Source organism: Sphingomonas hylomeconis (assembly GCF_025370105.1).
Taxonomy (GTDB): domain Bacteria; phylum Pseudomonadota; class Alphaproteobacteria; order Sphingomonadales; family Sphingomonadaceae; genus Sphingomonas; species Sphingomonas hylomeconis.
Window position 1 is genome coordinate 268130 of the sequence record NZ_JANQBK010000004.1, and the last position, 19346, is coordinate 287475.

A 19346-nucleotide genomic window follows, 5' to 3' on the forward strand; every position below is an offset into this window, starting at 1 on the left:
ATTTCCCTGCCGGTCGCGCGCCGGAGGCGCAACCGCGCCCTGAACCCTGCGTTAACAGCGGCAGTTCCTCGCGGAACACGCCACACTTGAGCCAAGGGTTCCCATCTGTTGTTTATCATGTCGATCGCCCTTGGCGGCTGCCTGAAAGGGCCGCCGATTGAATTCGGCCTGACCGAAGATACCGGCGGACACATCACCTACGCGCTGGGCGCGGCACAGGCGCTGGCGGTGCGGAGCGACGTCGATCAGGTCGAGATCGTCACGCGGCTGATCAAGGATCCGGCGCTGGGCGACGCCTATGCCGTGCCGTTCGAGCGGTTGACCGACACGCTGGCGATCCGCCGCATCGCCACCGCCGATCGTCGCTATCTCAGCAAGGATGCGATGGCCGCCGATCGCCCGGCCTTTGCCGAGGCGTTGATCGCGCATATCGCCGCGCTCGATCGGCGCCCCGATGTGATCCACGCGCATTTTGCCGATGCGGCGGATGTCGCGGCGCGGGTGCGCGCGCGTTTCGGCATCCCCTTCGTCTATACCGCGCACTCGCTCGGTATCGACAAAGCGGGTTGCGCGACCGGCATCGGCGAAGCGATCGCCCCCCGCATTGCCGAGGAGAACCGGGCGATCGCCACGGCGGATGCGATCATCGCCTCGTCCCGCGACGAGGCCGAACGGCAGCTGATGTCGTACCCGGCGGCCTGCCCCGCGAAAATTCACTGCGTGCCGCCCGGCGCCGGCCTGGGCCAGAGCGCCCCGACCGATCTGGCGCGGGCACGGGCGCTGGTCGCGCCGTTCCTGCGCGATCCCGCCAAGCCGATCATCCTCGCCATCGCGCGGCCGGTCGCCAAGAAGAACCTTGCCGGTCTGGTCGAGCTGTTCGCCGCCGATGCGCGGCTGCGCGAGCGCGCCAATCTGGTGATCGTGGCGGGGCTGCGCGACGGCCCCGATACGGGCGAGGACGAGCAACGCGCGGTGATCGGCGGCCTGCTGGCCGCGCTCGACCGGCATGATCTCTATGGCACATTGGCCCTGCCCAAGCGCCATACCGCCGACGATGTCGCCGCGCTCTATGCGCTGGCGCGCGAGACGCGGGGCGTGTTCGTCAACCCTGCGTTCACCGAACCTTACGGCCTGACCCTGACCGAAGCCGCGCTGCACGGGCTGCCGGTGGTGGCGACCTGCCATGGCGGCCCCGCCGACATCGTCGCCCGCCTGGGCCATGGCACCGTCGCCGATCCGCGCGATCACCACGGTTTCGCGTCGGCGATCAACGCACTGCTCGATGACCGGATCGCCTGGGCACGGGCATCGAGCACCGGGCGGATCAACGCCCGCCTGCTCGATTGGCATGGCTATGCTGCGCGGTTCGTGGCGATCGTCGACGATCTGCGCGCCGTGGTCGCGACCAAACCGGCGCCGTCGCGGCTGCTGCTGTGCGATATCGACAATACGCTCACCGGATGCACCGTCGGGGCGCTCGGCATGGCGGCCTATCTCGAGACCGAACCCAATCTCGCCTTCGGTGTGGCCACCGGGCGCTCGCTGCAGGAAGCCGAGCGCCTGCTCGGCGAATGGGGCCAACCCGCGCCCGACGTCCTGATCACCTCGGTCGGCGCGGAGATCTACTGGCGCCGCGGCGCGCGACTCGTCGCCGATACCGATTATGCCGCGCATATCGATCAGGGCTGGGACGCCGCTGCGGTCGAGGCCCGCGTGGCGGGCCTGTCCGGCGTCGAATGTCAGCCGCCGGTCGAACAGCGGCGGCACAAGCGGAGCTATTTCGCCGAGCAGCCTGCGGTCGTCGCCGCCATCCGCAGCGCGGTCGCCGATCTGCCGGTCCGCGTCATCCACAGTCACGGCCGATTGCTTGACATCGTGCCCGAGCGCGCCGGCAAGGGCGCGGCGATGAAATGGGTGGCGCGCATCCTCGGCATCGCGCGCGATCGGGTCTACGCGGCCGGCGATAGCGGCAACGATCTCGATATGCTCGCCCAGTGCCATAACGGCATCCTGGTCGCTAATTACAGCACCGAGCTGGCCGGCCTGGTCGGCCGCCCGACCATCTATCTCGCTCGCCGCGCGCATGCCGCCGGCGTCGTCGAGGGCATGCGCGCGCTCGCCATGGCGCGCGCGGCATGACGCGCCCGATCGGCTATTTCGTCCACCATCAGGGCCGCGGCCATGCCGAGCGCGCGGCCGCGATCGTCAACGCCATGCCCGACGACCGCCCGGTGGTGCTGTTCTCGGCGCGCGCGGACATCTTCCCGCCGCTCGCCGCGCATGTAACGGTGCGCGTGATCCCGTCGCTGTTCGAGGCCGTCGGCGACGAGCCGGTCGCCCTGGCCAACGCGCCGACGCCCTCGACCCTCCATTGCGCGCCGCTCGGCTGGAAGAGCATCACCCAGGCGGTGGCGATGATCGCCACCTGGTTCGATCAGGCCCGGCCTGCATTGTTCGTCACCGATGTCTCGGCCGAGCTGGCACAGCTCGCCCGGATCGCGTCGGTCCCGTGCGTCAGCGTGCTCCAGCATGGCGAGCGCAGCGATCCGGGGCATATGGCAGCGTATGAATCGGCGCTCGGCATTCTCGCCCCCTATGCGCCGTCGCTCGAGCAGCCGGGCCGGCCGGACTGGATGCTCGCCAAGACGCATTATGCACCGGGCGTCGGGGTGCACGGCGAGGCGATCGATCGCGCCGCGGCGCGCACACTGCTCGGCCTGCCGCTCGATGCCACGATCGTCGTCGTCGTCGCCGGCGGCGGCGGCAACGGCACGCCCGCCACGCCGCTCACGCTCGGCGCGCGCGCCGAACCGGACGCGCTGTGGCTGACGATCGGCGCGGTCGAGCAGGAATGGCACGCCACGGCCCCCGGCAATCTCCGACATCTCGGCTGGGTCGACACGCCGGCGCTGTACATCGCCGCCGCGGACCGGGTCGTGTCGTCGGCGGGGAATACCACCGTCCACATGATCGCGGCCGCCGGCCGGCCGTGGATCGTCGTGCCCGAATGGCGCTATTTCGACGAACAATTGTGGAAGGCGCGAATGCTCGACCAGGCCGGCGCGGCGATCATGCTCGAACATTGGCCCTCGCATGTCGGCGCCTGGACGCACGCCTGGGCGCGGGCGGCGGCGCTCGACCTCGCCTGCCAGCAGGCGCTGTACGACGCCGACGCGGCGCGGGACGCCGCCGCCTGGCTGGCCGGTCTCGCCGACGCGGCCTGGATGCCGCCGGGCGTCGCGCCATCGCCGGGCCCCGCCCCCGCCGTCGATCTCCTGTTCGAAAGCCTGCCATGACCGTCTCGATCTGTACGCTTGCCCACGGCCGTGCGGCGCACCTCGTCAACGTCGTCCGCGCGCTCGACCGGCAGACCGAGCGGCCCGACGAGCTCGTCATCGCGGTGATGCAGGCCGAGCCCTATGATCTGCCCGCAACGCAGTTCCCGGTCCGCCAGATCATGATGGGCGCGCAAGGCATCCCGCTGGCGGCGGCGCGCAACGCCGCGGCCCGGGCCGCGCACGGCGCACATCTGATCTTTCTCGACGTGGACTGCATCCCGGCGCCGTCGCTGGTCGCCGATTACCAGGCGCAACTGCCATCGGTCGATGCGGTGCTGATGGGCGAGGTGCTGTATCTCCCCGCGGGCGCCACCGCGGACGGGCTCGATTTCGAGCGGTTCGCGCGCATCGGCGTGAAACATTCCGAACGTGCCGGGCCGCCGCTCGCCCCATTGGGTGAGTGCACCGATTATCGCTGTTTCTGGTCGCTCAACTTCGCGATGCGCCGCGCGACCTTCCTCGCGCTCGGCGGGTTCGACGAGCGCTATGTCGGCTATGGTGGCGAGGATACCGATTTCGGGCGCGTGGCGACCACCGCCGGCGTGCCGATCAACTGGGTGCGCGGCGCGCGCGTCTATCATCAATATCATCCGCACCACATGCCCCCCGTCCACCATGTCGACAGCGTGATCGCCAATGCCGCGCGGTTCCGCGACAAATGGGGCCATTTCACGATGGAGCATTGGCTCAAGGCGTTCACGCTGATGGGCCTGATCACGCTGCGCGACGGCGATCATGTCCGGCTGCGCGAGGTCCGCGAAGAGGATCTGGCACTGACCCGTCAGCAGGCCGACCAGCCCTATGCCAGCACCGCCGTCGTGCTCGCGCAGCTCGAGGCGCGTGCGCCGGCGATCGCCGCGGCATAAGCGCGTTCATAGCCGTCGATCATCGCCGGCACCGAGAACAGCCGCGTCACCCGCGCGCGGCACGCCCCGCGCGAAATAAGGCGTGCGGCGGCGATCGCATCGGCCAGCGTCGCCGCGTCGCTGGCGAGCGCGCCGCAATCGCCCACCACTTCGCGCATCGCGCCGCGATCGAGCGCCGCGACCGGCACGCCGCACGCCAGCGCCTCGGCGGCGATCAGCCCGAACGGTTCGTCCCACATCGGCGTCGAGAGCAAGACCGATGCCGCGCCGATCGCCTCGACCAGCGCCGCGCCCCCCAGATGGCCGTGATAGACGCGCAGATCGTCGAGCAGCGGCGCGACCCGCTCGGTGAAATAGTCCATGCAATCGATCGGCCCGGCGACATCGAGCGCGATGCCGGCGCGCCGCGCCGCCTCGAGCGCGACGGCGGTGCCCTTGTTCGGCGTGATCCGCCCCGCCCAGATCGCCCGCCCATTGCCCTGCGCGCGGAACCGCCAGCGGTCGGTATCGATGCCGTTATGCACGACCGATGCGGCGCCCGGGGGCGTGTGCCACCAGGTCGCCAGATGCGCCCGCGACGTCGCCGTCTGGCGCAACCATGCCGCGCGATGATCGGCGATCGCATTGGCCAGCCCGGCAAACGGCGGAACGTGGAGCGACGTGACCATCGCGACGCGGTCTTGCTTGGCCAGCGCATGCAGCGTCGGATGCATCGAATTGTTGTGGACGATGTCGAAACCGCCGCCGGCGATCGCCTCCCACGCCCGCCCGAAGGCGGCATTCTGGAACGCGGTCAGCGCCGGCGTGCCGTGCCACTGCGCCCAGGGCAGCACCGCTTCGTAATGCTGCTCGACGATCGGGTGTAGCGGCAGCGCCGGATCGCTGTCGCCGCTGGCGAACAGCGTGACCGCATGGCCCCGCGCGGCGAGCGCCGTGACGAGCTGGTGGCAGTGCGCCTCCATCCCTCCCATGAAGGGCATCGCGATCGGATGCCGCAGATGGGCGATAACGGCAATCCGCAGCGGCCTCGCCGACAGCGCCGGCTCGGGCAGAAGGACATCCGGTTCGGCGGGGCGGCAGGCGGGGTCTGAAACGATCATGCGGCAGGAACAGCCGACCGCACGGTTTGTGCCGCCGACGGCGGCCGCTGGCTCTCAAGGAGCGCGGCGCGGCAAAGCGCCGGTCCTCCGCTTAGAACGGGAAGAAGGCCTGGATGGCGACGATCGCGACGGCGAACGTGATGAGGTTCAGCGGCAGTCCGACCTTGACGAAGTCGAGATAGCGATAGCCGCCCATCTGGTAGACGATCACGTTGGTCTGATAGCCGAACGGGGTGGCGAATGCCGCGCTGCCCGCCATCATGACGGCGACCAGGAAGGGCCGCGGGCTCACCCCCAGGCTTTCCGCCAGCGCGACCGCGATCGGCGTGACCAGCACCGCGACGGTGGCGTTGGACAGCAGCTCGGTCAGGATCATCGTCAGGCCGTAGAGCACGATCAGCGCGGTCAGCGGCCCGAACTCGCGCATCGAGCCGACCAGCGCGCCGGTCGCCTCGGCGGCGAGCCCGCTTTCCTCCATCGCGATCCCGATCACCACCATCCCCGCGATCAGGATGAGGATTTGCGGGCGCAGCCCGCCATAGGCCTGATCGGGGCTGATGACGCGCAGCAGGATGAGCAGCACCGCCCCGGCAAAGGCCGACGCCGCGATCGGCGCGACGCCCAAGGCCGCAAACGCGATCGCGCCGACGAACACGGCCATGGCGATCGCTGCCTTGGCCGGCCGAAACGGCCGCTGTTCGGCAAACAGCGTGGCGTCGCCGACCTGCGCGCCGGCCACTTCGATCTCGCGCACGTCCGGTTTGCCGACGGGCTCGGCAACGCTGCCGCGCATCAATCTGCCGCTGAACAGGAACAGATAGAGCGCGCCCGCCAGCGCCATCGGCACGCCGACCGGCGTGATCTCGAACATGCCGAAGCGCGGCTGGCCGGCGACGCTCGCCATGTCGTCGACGAGCAGGTTGGTCGACGTGCCGATCAGCGTGCAGCAACCGGTCAGCACCGTGATGTACGATAACGGCATCAGATAGCGCTTCGGCGACAGGTTCAGCGCGGTCGCCACGTCGCGCACCACCGGCGCGCCCAGCACGACGATCGGCGTACTGTTGAGAAAGCAGGACAGGCAGCCGATCGCGGCGAGCATGAGCCACAGTCCCGCCGCCCCCAGCCGCTTGCACATCTTCACCGCGGCCTCGATCGCGCGATCGAGCACGCCGGACAGTTCGAGCGCGTAGGCGATGACGAACAGCGATGCGAGCGCGATGATCGCCGGGCTGGCGAACGCGCCCTGCACTTCGACGGGGCGCACGACGCCGGTCACCAGCAGCACCGCGGCACCGCTCAAGGCGACCACATCGGCGCGGACCTTATCCCAGATCAACGCTGCGACCACCGCGGCGAGGACCACCAGCGTCAGTACCTGATCGATGGTCACCGCGGCGCCGCAGTGCTGGCCGGGCCACCCGGAACATGATCCAACATTCGGTCTCCTGTCGGAACAGTGGCGAGAAATGCCGCATCGGCGCTGGAGCACATGCCACAAGCTGCTATCAACAGTTCATGAAAGAACCAAGCCCACGTGCCAGCCGCCTGGCGATCGCCGGCCTCTGCGTCGCGGTCGCGCTCGTCGGCGGCAGCGGATTTCTTTTGGGTCGGGCGACGACCGAACGACCGGTGGCGCCCGCCGCCCGGCCCGGCAGTGCCGTGCCCCGCCCCGCGCCGGCGCCAGCCCCCGTCGCACCGGCGCCGACCGACCGGACGATGGATCGCGCGGATCTGCTCGCGCTGGTTGCCGCGGCGTCCGATGCGGTCGCCACCGGCGCCGCCATCCCGGCCGAGGTCACCAGGGCGGACGGCCGCCGCTTCGAAATCCGGCTGCCGTTCGGATGCGACGGCCCGGCGGACGCGCAAAGCGATGCGCCGATGCGCTGGCGCTATGACGGCGAGGACAACACCTTGCGCATCCACGTCGCACCGGTGGCCTGGCGCGCCGATGATTGGCTTTCACCGGCACCACCCGAAACGATCGAGGCGGTCGAGGGCTTCTGGATCCCCCGCCCCTGGACGATGAGCGACGCATGCCCGCCGGCAGGCGCGAACGCGATGGCGGCCGCCGCGCCGCCGGCGATCCCGCCGGAACAGACGGTGGCGATTGCGCAGTTCTTCGCGGCCGGCGGCGCACGCCAGGCGCGGCGCGGCAGCAAGCCGTTCGAAACCGTGGTGCGGCTGCAACCGGAAGCGTTGCGCGCCGAACGCGGCTTTCGCCTCCGGATCAGCGGTCGCCTTACCGCGCTCGGCGATCGCGGCCCGGTCCTCTGCCGGCAGCCCGCCGGTGCCGCGCAGCGCCCCGTCTGCATGATCGGCATGACCGCCGACGCGCTGTCGATCGAAAATCCCGCCACCGACGAAATGCTCGCCAACTGGACCTTCGAGCACCGCGAGGCGGTCGATCGCTAGCAACGGCGCGACCGTTTTTCCGGCGAACGCGGGTCGGAATAGGACGAGCCGATCCGCCGACGCTGGCCCTGCGCCCCCTGCGCCCCCTATCAGGGGGTCCAGTTTATAGGGTGTTGGTTTGCGTACATTGTCTTGGAAGCGGACCGCGATCGTCGCGCTCGGCGCCGCCAGCTTTCTTTCCGGATGCGTCCCGGCCAATCAGGCATCAGGCCGGCTGGAACCCGCCAAGCTGCCGCCACCCCCGCCGGCGGCGCCGACCTCCCCGCCGTTGCCGACCAATGTATCGCGGTCGCAGCCGCCGGCCGACCTGCTCAACGCACTGCAGAATCTCGGCACGCGCTTTCCGGGTACCGTCGGCATCGTCGTGCGCGACGTGCAGAACGGCTGGTCGGTCGGCTATAATGGCGACGCGCTGCTGCCGCAGCAGAGCGTGAGCAAATTATGGGTCGCGATCGCGGTGATGGATGCGGTCGATCGCGGTGTCCTCTCGCTGACCGATCCGGTCACGGTGCGCCGGTCCGACCTGACCGTGTTCCACCAACCGATCCGCCCGCTCGTCGGGCCGGATGGTTATCGCACCACGATCGGCGCGCTGCTGGAGGGCGCGATGACGCGGAGCGACAATACGTGCAACGACGTGCTGCTATGGAAGGTGGGCGGCCCGGCCGCGATCCGGCGGCTGCTCCGCGCCAAGGGAGTCGACGGCGTCGGCTTCGGCCCGGGCGAGCGGATTCTGCAGGCCAAGACCGCCGGCCTGACGTGGCAGGACGATTGGGCCGGCGGCTGGGGCTTTCTCCAGGCGCGCGCGAAATTGAGTTACGCCGCGCGCGACGCCGCGCTCAAACGCTATCTCGCCGCGCCCTATGACGGCGCGTCGGCCAACGGCATCACGCTCGGGCTGGCGATGCTGCAGCGGGGCACGCTGCTCGGCAACGCGTCGACCGTCCATCTCCTGTCGCTGATGCGGCGCAGCAAGACCGGCCCCTTGCGGCTGCGATCGGGGCTCAGGCCGGGCTGGACGCTGGCGCACAAGACCGGCACCGGCCAGGATCTCGGCAGCTTTTCGACCGGCTACAACGATGTCGGCATCGTCCAGGCGCCCGATGGGCACAGCTACACGGTGGCCGTGCTGATCGGCAGCACCCGGCAACCGATCCCGGTGCGCATGCGGCTGATGGGCGATGTCACGCGCGCGCTGATCACCGTACTGCAATAGCGCTCCCCCAGGCCGGGCAACCGGAGCGGACGTCCGCTCCCTCGCGCCATCACCGCTCCCCGAACAGCGCCCGCTGGGCCTTTTCCAGTTCCTCGGCATAGCGCCGCCGCACGAAGGTTTCGGACAGGATCCCCAGCACCGTGCGGTCCGCGTCGAGCACCGCCAGTTCGTCGGCGCCACAGGCATCGAAGCGCAGCATGATCTGGGTGATATCCATGGTCGGCGCGAGCGCGGCGTCCACGTTCACCGCCAGCGTGCCGACGGCCGCGTCGGCATCGAGATTCTCGGCATAGGCGGCGGGCGTCTGGACGATCCCGGCATAGCGATCGTCCGCGTCGACCAGCACCGTCCGGCTCGTCGCGCCTAGCGGGACGCGCTGCCGGAAGTCGGCGATCGTCGTTGCCGCCGGGATCGTTATGGTCCCGCGTCGCATCATGCGTCCGGCCGTGAGCGTGCGGACCCAGCCGACGTCGCGGGCGCTCTTGATCGTCTCGCCGCGCAGATGGAGGCGCCAGGTGGAGAAGCTGTACCCGAACGTCTCGCGCACGATCGTCGACGAGACCAGCGCTGCGGCGAGCACCGCGCCGGTGAGCGCGAAATCGTGCGTCGCCTGCAGCACCAGCATCGCCATCGTCATCGGGCCGCCGACCACCGCGACGGCGAGCGCCGCCATGCCGACCAGCGCCGCGCTGCGCGGATCGACCACGTCATGGCCGACGAGCGCGGCCAGTTCGCCGGCAAACAGGTGGCCGACAAGCGTGCCGAGGAACAGCGAGGCGAAAAACAGCCCGCCCCGAAAGCCGAAGCCCAGGGAAATGATCGAGGCCGCGCATTTGGCGAGGAAGATCACGGCGATGAACGCCAGCGGCGCGCCGATGGTCAGATCGGCATGGAGCGCGCCGTGACCGGCCGAGAGGACCTGGGGCGAGACCAGCGCAATCGGCATCAATAGCAGGCCGCCGATCGCGGGGCGGGCCCAGTCGGGCAGCCGCGCGCGGCGCACGGCCGCTTCGACCAGCGCCACGGCGCGCATCAGGGCGATGCCGATCCCCGCGCACAGCGCGCCCAGCCCGGCATAGATCAGATAGTGATGCGTCTCGGTCGGCATCGTCGATGCCGCGTCGATGACATACGGTTGGATGCCCAGCAGCTGCGCGACCAGCGTGGCGGAGAGCGCCGCGGCGACCACCGGGGCCAGCGCCGACGGGGTATAGGCCCCGATCACGATCTCGAAGGCGTAGAAGGCGCCCGCGAGCGGCGCCCCGAACGCCGCGGCGATGGCCGCCCCGGCGCCCGCGCCGACCAGGTTGCGCAGGTCCGCGCGGCGCAGATTGAACAGCCGCCCGGCGACTGATCCGATCGTGCCGCCGAGCTGCGCATAGGCGGCCTCGAGACCGACCGAGGCCCCGAAGCCGTTCGACAGCACGGTCTGCCCCGAAATCACCAGCCCGTCCGGCACCGACATCCGCCCGCCGTGCAGCGCGTTGGCCTCGACCGCATCGACCATCCGCCGCGTGCGTGCGCGCGTTGCCCAGGAGAAGGCGGCGAGCACCACGCCGCCGATCGGCAGGACGATCAGCAAGGCGGGCGGCAGTGCGGGCAGTTCGCTGAGCCGCCCGGCCGACGACAGCCCGAACAAGACATGCTGCAAGGTCCGCGCAGCCGCACCCAGCAGCACGCTGACCAGACCGGCCCCCGCACCGACGATGGTGGCGAGGACGATGAACGCGATTTCGCTCGCCCGGATACGCCGACGAAACCATTTGATCAGGATGACAGCGTGCAGGATCCAACCCCCAGGCAGTTGAGCATCGCCCTTACTGCGCCCCCCGCCCCGTAGAACAGGGTTTTGTCCGCGTGCCGCATCGCGACACGTGGCACGCATTAGCGGGCTGACGCCGGGACTCGCGCATGTCGCGGCGGCGGCGAACGCAGGGGCGATCGTCTAAAAGCCGCACATCCAGCTAGAAATCTCGCGTAACTGAAGGACATCGCGCTCACCCGCGCCGGCCCGTCGCCGCTCGAATCACGGCCAGCCGGTCATACCGCGCACGAAATCGCCTCTGATGTCGCGGTGAGAAAGTTGTGCCGCGGGTCATGCCGCCGCGCCCATGCCGCAGGCACAGTTGAGCACATTCCCCCGCCGGGCGACCGAATGTGGCGCAACCAACAGCGCAAAGCGCATCGCCGCGCCGGCTTTGCCCACGATGGAGTCGGAGTTGTAGATAATGGTGCCCGGAAGAGGACTCGAACCTCCACGACCTTGCGATCGCCAGCACCTGAAGCTGGTGCGTCTACCAATTCCGCCATCCGGGCACTGGGTAGGGGGCGGGCTTTAGGGGCGGGGTGACGGCCTTGTCAACACGCATGGTGGTGGGGCAAGGGGTTTGCGGAATTTAAGGCAGGATCGCAGGCATGAACGGCAAATTGGTCACCCTGATCGGCGGGGGCGGGTTCCTCGGGCGCTATGTCGCGCAGGATCTGCTGAAAGCAGGCGCGCGATTGCGCATCGCGCAGCGCGACCCGCGCAGCGCGCTGTTCCTGCGCACGCAGGGCGGGCTGGGCCAGACGCAGTTCGCCGCGATCGACGTGACCAAGCCGGACTCGATCGCCCGCGCGATCGAGGGGTCGGACGGCGTGGTCAATCTGGTCGGCGTGCTGAAGGGCAATTTCCACGCCGTACAGGCCGAGGGCGCGGGCAATGTCGCGCGCGCCGCGGCGGCCGCCGGGGTCGGCGCATTGGTGCATGTCTCGGCGATCGGCGCGGATGCCGCCTCGCCTTCGGCCTATGGCCGGTCCAAGGCGGCGGGCGAGGAACAAGTGCGCGCCGGCTTCGCCAAGGCCACCATCCTGCGCCCGTCGATCGTGTTCGGGCGCGAGGACCAGTCCGTCAATCGCTTCGCCGGCATGATCGCCAGCGCCCCGGTGGTGCCGGTGCTGCGCGCCGGCGCGAAATTCCAGCCGGTCTATGTCGGCGATGTCGCCGCCGTGGTGGCCAAGGCGCTGGCCGATCCGGAAACGTTCGGCGGCAAGACGTTCGAGCTCGGCGGGCCGGACGTGCTGACGATGGGCGCGCTGATCCGCTGGATCGCGCAGGCGATCGGGCGCACGCCCAGCATCGTCGAGCTGCCCGATCTGGCCGGCGCGCTGATCGCCCGCGCCGGCTTCCTGCCCGGCGCGCCGATCACGATGGATCAGTGGAAGATGCTGCAGAGCGACAATGTCGTCACCGGTACGGACGGCCTGGACGCGTTCGGCGTCGCGCCGACGCCGCTCGACGCGGTCGCGCCGGCCTGGCTGGTGCGCTATCGCCGCCAGGGCCGCTTCGGCACGGTCAGCGACGCTGCCTGAGGCGCGCGGCCGGCACGGCCATCAAGGGGGGATTTCCACGTGTACGATCTGATTGTCATTGTCCTGCTCGGCATCGTCGAGGGGGTGACCGAATTCCTGCCCGTCTCCTCGACCGGCCATCTGATCCTGGCCGGCGCATTGCTCGGCCTGCCCCAGGCCGACGCGACGTTCGACATCGTCATCCAGCTCGGCGCGATCCTCGCCGTCGTGGTGCTGTTCTGGGGCCGCTTCATGAAGGTCGGCCGCGGTCTGCTGGCGCGCGATCCGGCGGCGATCCGCTTCACGCGCAACGTGCTGCTCGGCTTCCTGCCCTCGGCGGTGGTCGGGGCGATCGCCTATAAGTCGATCAAGGCGGTGCTCGAGGCGCCGTTGGTCGGACCGCTGGTGGTGGCGATCGCGCTGATCGTCGGCGGCGTGCTGATCCTGCTCATCGAACGGCTGCAGAAGCATGTCGTGACGCGCTCGGTCGAGGACATGCCGTGGCGCACCGCGCTGGCGATCGGCGTGGTGCAGTGCCTGTCGATGATCCCCGGCGTCAGCCGCTCGGGCGCGACGATCATGGGCGCGCTGACCTTGGGCGTCGATCGTGAGACGGCGGCGGAATACAGCTTCTTCCTCGCCATCCCGACAATGTGCGGTGCCACCGCGCTGGCGTTGTACAAGAGCCGCAACGAGCTGGGCGATGCGCATCTCACTGCGATCGCGATCGGCTTCGTCGTGTCGTTCGTGGTGGCGCTGGCGGTGATCCGCTGGTTCGTTGCGTTCGTCGGCCGGCACGGCTTCGCGCCCTTCGCCTGGTACCGGATCGTCGCAGGATCGATCGCGCTGATCGCGTTGCTCGCGCGATAGGGCCGAATGGGGACTATATCCATTGATGGGTGTGAAGACGGCGTTAGATCACTGCCTTCCGCCTACCTAAATAGGTAAGCTTGGCTTACATAACGACGCAATTTGTCGTGACTCAGCTCGAAAATGTAATTATGCGCGCCTTCGACACAAGGTGAGGCCGCATGACCGAAACGATGCTCCAGTTCGTAGGACGGCCGCAGGCCTATCCCGGCAAGCGCCCGGCGGATCTGCGCGCCGAGGATTTCCGCGAGATCGCCAATCGCTATGCGCCGCCCGCCGCGGAGGACCAGGCCGGGCGCTGTTCGCAATGCGGCGTGCCCTATTGCTCGGTGCATTGCCCGCTGCACAACCATATCCCCGATTGGCTGCGGCTGACCGCCGAGGGCCGGCTGCGCGAGGCCTATGAGCTGAGCAATTCGACCTCGACCATGCCCGAGATCTGCGGCCGGATCTGCCCGCAGGACCGGTTGTGCGAAGGCAATTGCGTGATCGAGTTCACCGGGCACGGCGCGGTGACGATCGGCGCGGTGGAGAAATTCATCACCGATACGGCGTGGGAGGAAGGCTGGGTCGAACCGGTCACGGTCGGTCCGGCGCGGGGCCAGTCGGTCGGTATCGTCGGCGCCGGCCCCGCGGGCCTCGCCGCGGCGGAATATCTGCGCAATTACGGCTATGACGTGCACGTCTATGATCGCTACGATCGCGCCGGCGGGCTGCTCACCTATGGCATTCCCGGCTTCAAGCTCGAAAAGCACGTCGTCATGCGCCGCGTCGAGCGGCTGAAGGACGGCGGCATCGTCTTCCACGAGAATTTCGAGGTCGGCCGCGATGCCAGCCTGGACGAACTGCGCCAGCGCCATGACGGCGTGCTGATCGCCACCGGCGTGTACAAGCCGCGCGCGATCAAGGCGCCGGGCGTGGGCAGCGACGGCGTGGTCGACGCGCTCGATTTCCTCACCGCATCCAACCGCAAGGGCTTCGGCGATGCCGTGCCGGCGTTCGACGACGGCTCGCTGGATGCCGCGGGCAAGCATGTCGTGGTGATCGGCGGCGGCGATACGGCGATGGATTGCGTGCGCACCTCGATCCGCCAGGGCGCCGCAAGCGTGAAGTGCCTCTATCGCCGCGACCGCGCCAACATGCCCGGCTCGCAGCGCGAAGTCGCCAATGCCGAGGAAGAAGGCGTCGAATTCGTCTGGCTGTCCGCGCCGGAAGCCTTCGCCGCCGGCAATGACGATGCGCTGGGCCGCGTGACCGGCGTCCAGGCCAGCCGCATGCGCCTCGGCGCCGCCGATGCGAGCGGCAGGCGCGCGCCGGAGATCGATCCGGCGGGCGGGTTCGACGTGCCCGCCGACCTCGTGATCAAGGCGCTTGGCTTCGATGCCGAGGATCTGCCGACGATGTTCGGCGCGCCGGAACTCGGCGTGACGCGCTGGGGCACGGTGCTCGTCGGCAAGACGCTGATGACCTCGCTCGACGGCGTGTTCGCGGCCGGCGACATCGTGCGCGGGGCGAGCCTCGTCGTATGGGCGATTCGCGACGGCCGGGATGTCTCCGCGGCGATGCACAAGTGGCTCAAGGCCAAGGCGGCCGCCGCGAAGGTGGCTGCCTGAACGATCTACCCCGGATACCGCGCGCCTGCGCGATCTACCTCAATGTGAAGGACTGGCTGGCATGACCGACATGGACGCCGAACGCACCCGCCTTGCCGCCGAAGGCATGTACCGCCCGGAATTCGAATCCGATGCGTGCGGCGTCGGCCTGATCGCCGCGACCGACGGCACCCCCTCGCGCCGCGTCGTCCAGTCGGCGATCGATGCGCTCAAGGCGGTGTGGCATCGCGGCGCGGTCGATGCCGATGGCAAGACCGGCGACGGCGCCGGGCTGCATGTCGATCTGCCGCTCAAATTCTTCGACGATGCGGTCGCCGCCTCGGGGCATCGCCCGCTGCCCAATCGCCTCGCGGTCGGCATGATCTTCCTGCCGCGCACCGATCTCGGCGCGCAGGAGGAATGCCGCACGATCGTCGAGAGCGCGATCATCGAGGAGGGATACAAGATCTATGGCTGGCGCCAGGTGCCGGTCGACGTGTCGGTGATCGGCCTCAAGGCGCAGACCACGCGCCCCGAGATCGAGCAGATCATGATCGCCGGGCCGCTGCCCGAGGAACAGTCCGCCGCCGAATTCGAGAAGAACCTGTATCTCGTCCGCCGCCGGATCGAGAAACGCGTCATCGCCGCGCAGGTCCAGGGCTTCTACGTCTGCTCGCTCAGCTGCCGCTCGATCATCTACAAGGGGCTGTTCCTGGCCGAGAGCCTGTCGGTCTTCTACCCCGATCTGCAGGACCAGCGCTTCGAATCGCGCGTCGCGATCTTCCACCAGCGCTATTCGACCAACACCTTCCCGCAATGGTGGCTGGCGCAGCCGTTCCGCTGCCTCGCGCATAACGGCGAGATCAACACGATCCGCGGCAACAAGAACTGGATGATCAGCCACGAGATCAAGATGGCGGCGAACGCGTTCGGCGAGCATTCGGAGGATATCAAGCCGGTGATCCCGGCCGGCGCCTCCGATACCGCGGCGCTCGATGCGACGTTCGAGGCGATCTGCCGCTCGGGCCGCGATGCGCCGACCGCCAAGCTGATGCTGGTGCCCGAAGCCTGGGCGCCCAAGGGCGAGATGCCCAAGCCGCATCTCGACATGTACAAATATCTCGCCAGCGTGATGGAGCCGTGGGACGGCCCGGCCGCGCTGGCGATGACCGACGGGCGCTGGGCCGTCGCCGGCATGGACCGCAACGCGCTGCGCCCGTTGCGCTACACGCGCACCAGCGACGGGCTGCTGATCGTCGGCTCGGAAACCGGCATGGTCATCGTCCCCGAATCGACCGTGGTCGAGAAGGGGCGCCTGGGACCCGGGCAGATGATCGCGGTCGATCTCGATACCGGCACCCTGTTCAAGGACCGCGAGGTCAAGGATAAGATCGCCGGCGAGGCCGATTACGCCGCGATGGTCGGCAATTTCCTCGACGTCGATGATCTGCCGCCGGCGCCGGGCGATGCCGTGACGCGCTTCCCGCGCGCCGATCTCACGCGCCGCCAGATCGCCGCCGGGCAGACGCTCGAGGATATGGAGCTGATCCTGTCGCCCATGGTCGAGGGCGCCAAGGAAGCGATCGGCTCGATGGGGGACGATACGCCGCTCGCCGTCGTGTCGGACAAGCCGCGGCTGATCAGCCAGTTCTTCCGGCAGAATTTTTCGCAAGTCACCAACCCGCCGATCGACAGCCTGCGCGAACGCCATGTCATGTCGCTCAAGACGCGGTTCGGCAATCTCGGCAACATCCTCGATACCGACGAGCGGCGCGATGGCGTGCTGGTGCTCGAATCGCCGGTGCTGACCGGCGCCGACTGGCTGCGCTTGAAGGCGTTCTTCGGCACCAAGGTGGCCGAGATCGACTGCACGTTCGAGGCCGGCGGCACGCCCGACACGCTGCGCGGCGCGATCCAGCGCATCCGCCGCGAGGCCGAGCAGGCGGTGCGCGAGGGCAAGAGCGAACTGTTCCTCAGCGACATGAACGTCGGCGAGGATCGCATCGCCATTGCCGGCGTGCTCGCCGCCGCGGCGGTGCACACGCATCTCGTGCGCAAGGGGCTGCGCTCCTATGCCAGCATCAACATCCAGAGCGCCGAATGCCTCGACACGCATTATTATGCGGTGCTGATCGGCGTCGGCGCGACGACGGTGCATGCCTATCTGACCGAGGCCTCGATCGCCGACCGGCACGAGCGCGGCCTGTTCGGCGAGCTGTCGCTCGACGAATGCCTCAAGCGGCATCGCAAGGCGATCGACGAAGGGCTGCTCAAGATCATCTCGAAGATGGGGATCGCGGTGATCTCCTCCTATCGCGGCGGCTACAATTTCGAGGCGGTCGGCCTGTCGCGCAGCCTGGTCAACGATTTCTTCCCCGGCATGCCGGCGAAGATCTCGGGCGAAGGCTATGCCTCCCTCTTCGTCAACGCGACCGACCGGCACGATGCTGCCTATGACAGCGCAGTCGCGCATCTGCCGATCGGCGGCTTCTATCGCCAGCGCAACACCGGCGAGACGCATGCCTATTCGGCGCAGCTGATGCATCTGCTGCAAAGCTCGGTCGCGTCCGATTCCTATTCGACCTATCTGCAATTCTCGCGCGGCGTGGAGGCGCTGCCGCCGGTCTATCTGCGCGATCTGCTGCAGTTCAACTTCCCCGACGAAGGCATCCCGCAGGATCAGGTCGAGGCGATCACCGAGATCCGCAAGCGCTTCGTCACGCCGGGCATGTCCTTGGGCGCGCTCAGCCCCGAGGCGCACGAAACGCTGGCGATCGCGATGAACCGGATCGGCGCCAAGGCGGTGTCGGGCGAAGGCGGCGAGGACAAGGCGCGCTACACGCCCTACGCCAATGGCGACAACGCCAATTCCGGCGTCAAGCAGATCGCCTCCGGCCGCTTCGGCGTCACGGCCGAATATCTCGGCAGCTGCGAGGAGATCGAGATCAAGGTGGCGCAGGGCGCCAAGCCAGGCGAGGGCGGGCAGCTGCCCGGCTTCAAGGTGACCGAATTCATCGCCAAGCTGCGCCACGCGACGCCCGGGGTCACGCTGATCAGTCCGCCGCCGCATCACGACATCTATTCGATCGAGGATCTCGCCCAGCTCATCTACGACTGCAAGCAGATCAACCCGCGCGCGCGCGTCTGCGTCAAGCTGGTCAGCTCGGCCGGCATCGGCACGGTCGCGGCGGGCGTGGCCAAGGCGCATGCCGACGTGATCCTGATCGCCGGCCATGTCGGCGGCACCGGCGCTTCCCCGCAGACCAGCATCAAATATGCCGGCACGCCGTGGGAAATGGGCCTGTCGGAAGTCAACCAGACGCTGACGCTCAACGGCCTGCGCGGCCGCATCAAGCTGCGCACCGATGGCGGATTGAAGACCGGGCGTGACATCGTCATCGCCGCGATCCTCGGCGCCGAGGAATTCGGCATTGGCACGCTGAGCCTCGTCGCGATGGGCTGCATCATGGTGCGCCAGTGCCATTCCAACACCTGCCCGGTCGGCGTGTGCACGCAGGACGAGAAGATGCGCGCCAAGTTCACCGGCACGCCGGAAAAGGTCATCAACCTGATGACCTTCATTGCCGAGGAAGTGCGCGACATCCTCGCCCGCCTGGGCTTCCGCAGCCTCGACGAGGTGATCGGGCGCACCGAACTGCTCCGCCAGGTCAGCCGCGGCGCCGAGCATCTCGACGATCTCGATCTCAACCCGATCCTCGCCAAGGTCGATGCCGACGATTCGCAGCGCCGCTTCTCGCTCAGCACCTTCCGCAACGAAGTGCCCGACAGCCTCGACGCGCAGATGATCCGCGATGCGGCGGCGGTGTTCAGCCGCGGCGAGAAGATGCAGCTGACCTATTCGGTGCGCAACACGCACCGCGCGGTCGGCACGCGCCTGTCCTCGGAGATCACCGCCAAGTTCGGCATGTCGACGCTGGCCGACGGGCATGTCCATGTCCGGCTGCGCGGTTCGGCCGGGCAGAGCCTCGGCGCGTTCCTGTGCAAGGGCGTCACGCTGGAAGTGTTCGGCGATGCCAATGATTATGTCGGCAAGGGCCTGTCGGGCGGCAAGATCGTCGTGCGCCCGATGGTCAGCGCGACTTTGGCCAGCGAGCGCAACACGATCATCGGCAATACCGTGCTGTACGGCGCGACCTCGGGCAGCCTGCTCGCGGCGGGCCAGGCCGGCGAGCGCTTCGCGGTGCGCAATTCGGGCGCCAACGTGGTGGTCGAGGGCTGCGGCGCGAACGGCTGCGAATATATGACCGGCGGCGTGGCGGTGGTGCTGGGCGAGGTCGGCGCCAATTTCGGCGCTGGCATGACCGGCGGGATGGCGTTCGTCTACGACGCGGACGACAGTTTCGCGCGCCGCGCCAATCCCGAAAGCATCACTTGGCAGCGCCTCGCCTCGATGCACTGGGAATCGGTGCTGCTCGGCCTGGTCCGCGCGCACCATGCCGCGACCGACAGCAAATGGTCGGGCGCGCTGCTCGACGATTGGGGCCGTGCGGTCGAGCGTTTCTGGCAAATCGTGCCGAAGGAAATGCTCGGTCGCCTGCCGCACGCGCTCGACGACAGCCTGGAGGTCATCGCCGCCGAATGACGCGGGACTCGATGCC

At 68.8% G+C, this 19346-nt stretch carries 12 protein-coding genes and 1 tRNA gene; 9 read left to right on the forward strand and 4 right to left on the reverse strand.

The annotated features are described in order from the left end of the window. Positions 1-117: 117 nt before the first annotated feature. Genes NV401_RS07825 through NV401_RS07835 form a run of 3 tightly spaced genes read left to right on the forward strand, consistent with a single transcriptional unit; the run spans position 118 to position 4204 of the window. Positions 118-2139: an HAD-IIB family hydrolase gene (locus NV401_RS07825; protein ID WP_261293838.1), complete on the forward strand. Its 2022-nt coding sequence runs from the start codon at positions 118-120 to the stop codon at positions 2137-2139. Further along, positions 2136-3296, forward strand: coding sequence for a glycosyltransferase (locus NV401_RS07830; RefSeq protein WP_261293839.1), 1161 nt, complete (start codon positions 2136-2138; stop codon positions 3294-3296). The genes NV401_RS07825 and NV401_RS07830 overlap by 4 nt, the downstream gene beginning before the upstream one ends. Beyond that, positions 3293-4204, forward strand: a complete 912-nt coding sequence (locus NV401_RS07835) for a galactosyltransferase-related protein (RefSeq protein WP_261293840.1) — start codon at positions 3293-3295, stop codon at positions 4202-4204. The genes NV401_RS07830 and NV401_RS07835 overlap by 4 nt, the downstream gene beginning before the upstream one ends. Here NV401_RS07835 and NV401_RS07840 read toward each other — a convergent pair. Both NV401_RS07840 and NV401_RS07845 read right to left on the reverse strand, forming a co-directional pair. After that, positions 4138-5304 carry a glycosyltransferase gene (locus tag NV401_RS07840; RefSeq protein ID WP_261293841.1) on the reverse strand — a complete coding sequence of 389 codons (1167 nt, stop codon included), beginning with the start codon at positions 5302-5304 and terminating at the stop codon, positions 4138-4140. The genes NV401_RS07835 and NV401_RS07840 overlap by 67 nt on opposite strands. A 91-nt stretch (positions 5305-5395) precedes the next feature. Beyond that, positions 5396-6697 carry an SLC13 family permease gene (locus tag NV401_RS07845; RefSeq protein ID WP_261293842.1) on the reverse strand — a complete coding sequence of 434 codons (1302 nt, stop codon included), beginning with the start codon at positions 6695-6697 and terminating at the stop codon, positions 5396-5398. Positions 6698-6822: 125 nt separating this feature from the next. Here NV401_RS07845 and NV401_RS07850 point away from each other — a divergent pair, with 125 nt between their 5' ends. Further along, positions 6823-7719, forward strand: coding sequence for a hypothetical protein (locus NV401_RS07850; RefSeq protein WP_261293843.1), 897 nt, complete (start codon positions 6823-6825; stop codon positions 7717-7719). A gap of 118 nt (positions 7720-7837) precedes the next feature. Beyond that, entirely contained in the window at positions 7838-8935 is a 1098-nt protein-coding gene (locus tag NV401_RS07855) for a serine hydrolase (RefSeq protein WP_315369121.1), read from the forward strand. A gap of 49 nt (positions 8936-8984) precedes the next feature. Here NV401_RS07855 and NV401_RS07860 read toward each other — a convergent pair whose 3' ends face one another. Together NV401_RS07860 and NV401_RS07865 are read right to left on the reverse strand one after the other, a co-directional pair. Next, positions 8985-10724, reverse strand: a complete 1740-nt coding sequence (locus NV401_RS07860; protein ID WP_380815944.1) for a chloride channel protein — start codon at positions 10722-10724, stop codon at positions 8985-8987. A gap of 440 nt (positions 10725-11164) precedes the next feature. Then, positions 11165-11251 (reverse strand) — tRNA-Leu (locus NV401_RS07865). 99 nt (positions 11252-11350) lie between these two features. On the opposite strand from NV401_RS07865, the gene NV401_RS07870 reads away from it, so the two are divergent. The 4 genes from NV401_RS07870 to gltB all read left to right on the forward strand — a co-directional run bounded on the left by NV401_RS07870 (position 11351) and on the right by gltB (position 19330). Beyond that, complete coding sequence (locus tag NV401_RS07870; RefSeq protein WP_261293844.1) at positions 11351-12286, forward strand: complex I NDUFA9 subunit family protein; 936 nt, start codon at positions 11351-11353, stop codon at positions 12284-12286. 39 nt (positions 12287-12325) lie between these two features. After that, on the forward strand, positions 12326-13135 hold the full coding sequence (locus NV401_RS07875) for an undecaprenyl-diphosphate phosphatase (protein ID WP_261293845.1): 810 nt from the start codon (positions 12326-12328) through the stop codon (positions 13133-13135). A gap of 161 nt (positions 13136-13296) precedes the next feature. Continuing rightward, positions 13297-14748: an NAD(P)-dependent oxidoreductase gene (locus tag NV401_RS07880; RefSeq protein ID WP_261293846.1), complete on the forward strand. Its 1452-nt coding sequence runs from the start codon at positions 13297-13299 to the stop codon at positions 14746-14748. Between the two features lie 61 nt (positions 14749-14809). Then, complete coding sequence (gltB, locus tag NV401_RS07885; protein ID WP_261293847.1) at positions 14810-19330, forward strand: glutamate synthase large subunit; 4521 nt, start codon at positions 14810-14812, stop codon at positions 19328-19330. Positions 19331-19346 lie beyond the last annotated feature (16 nt).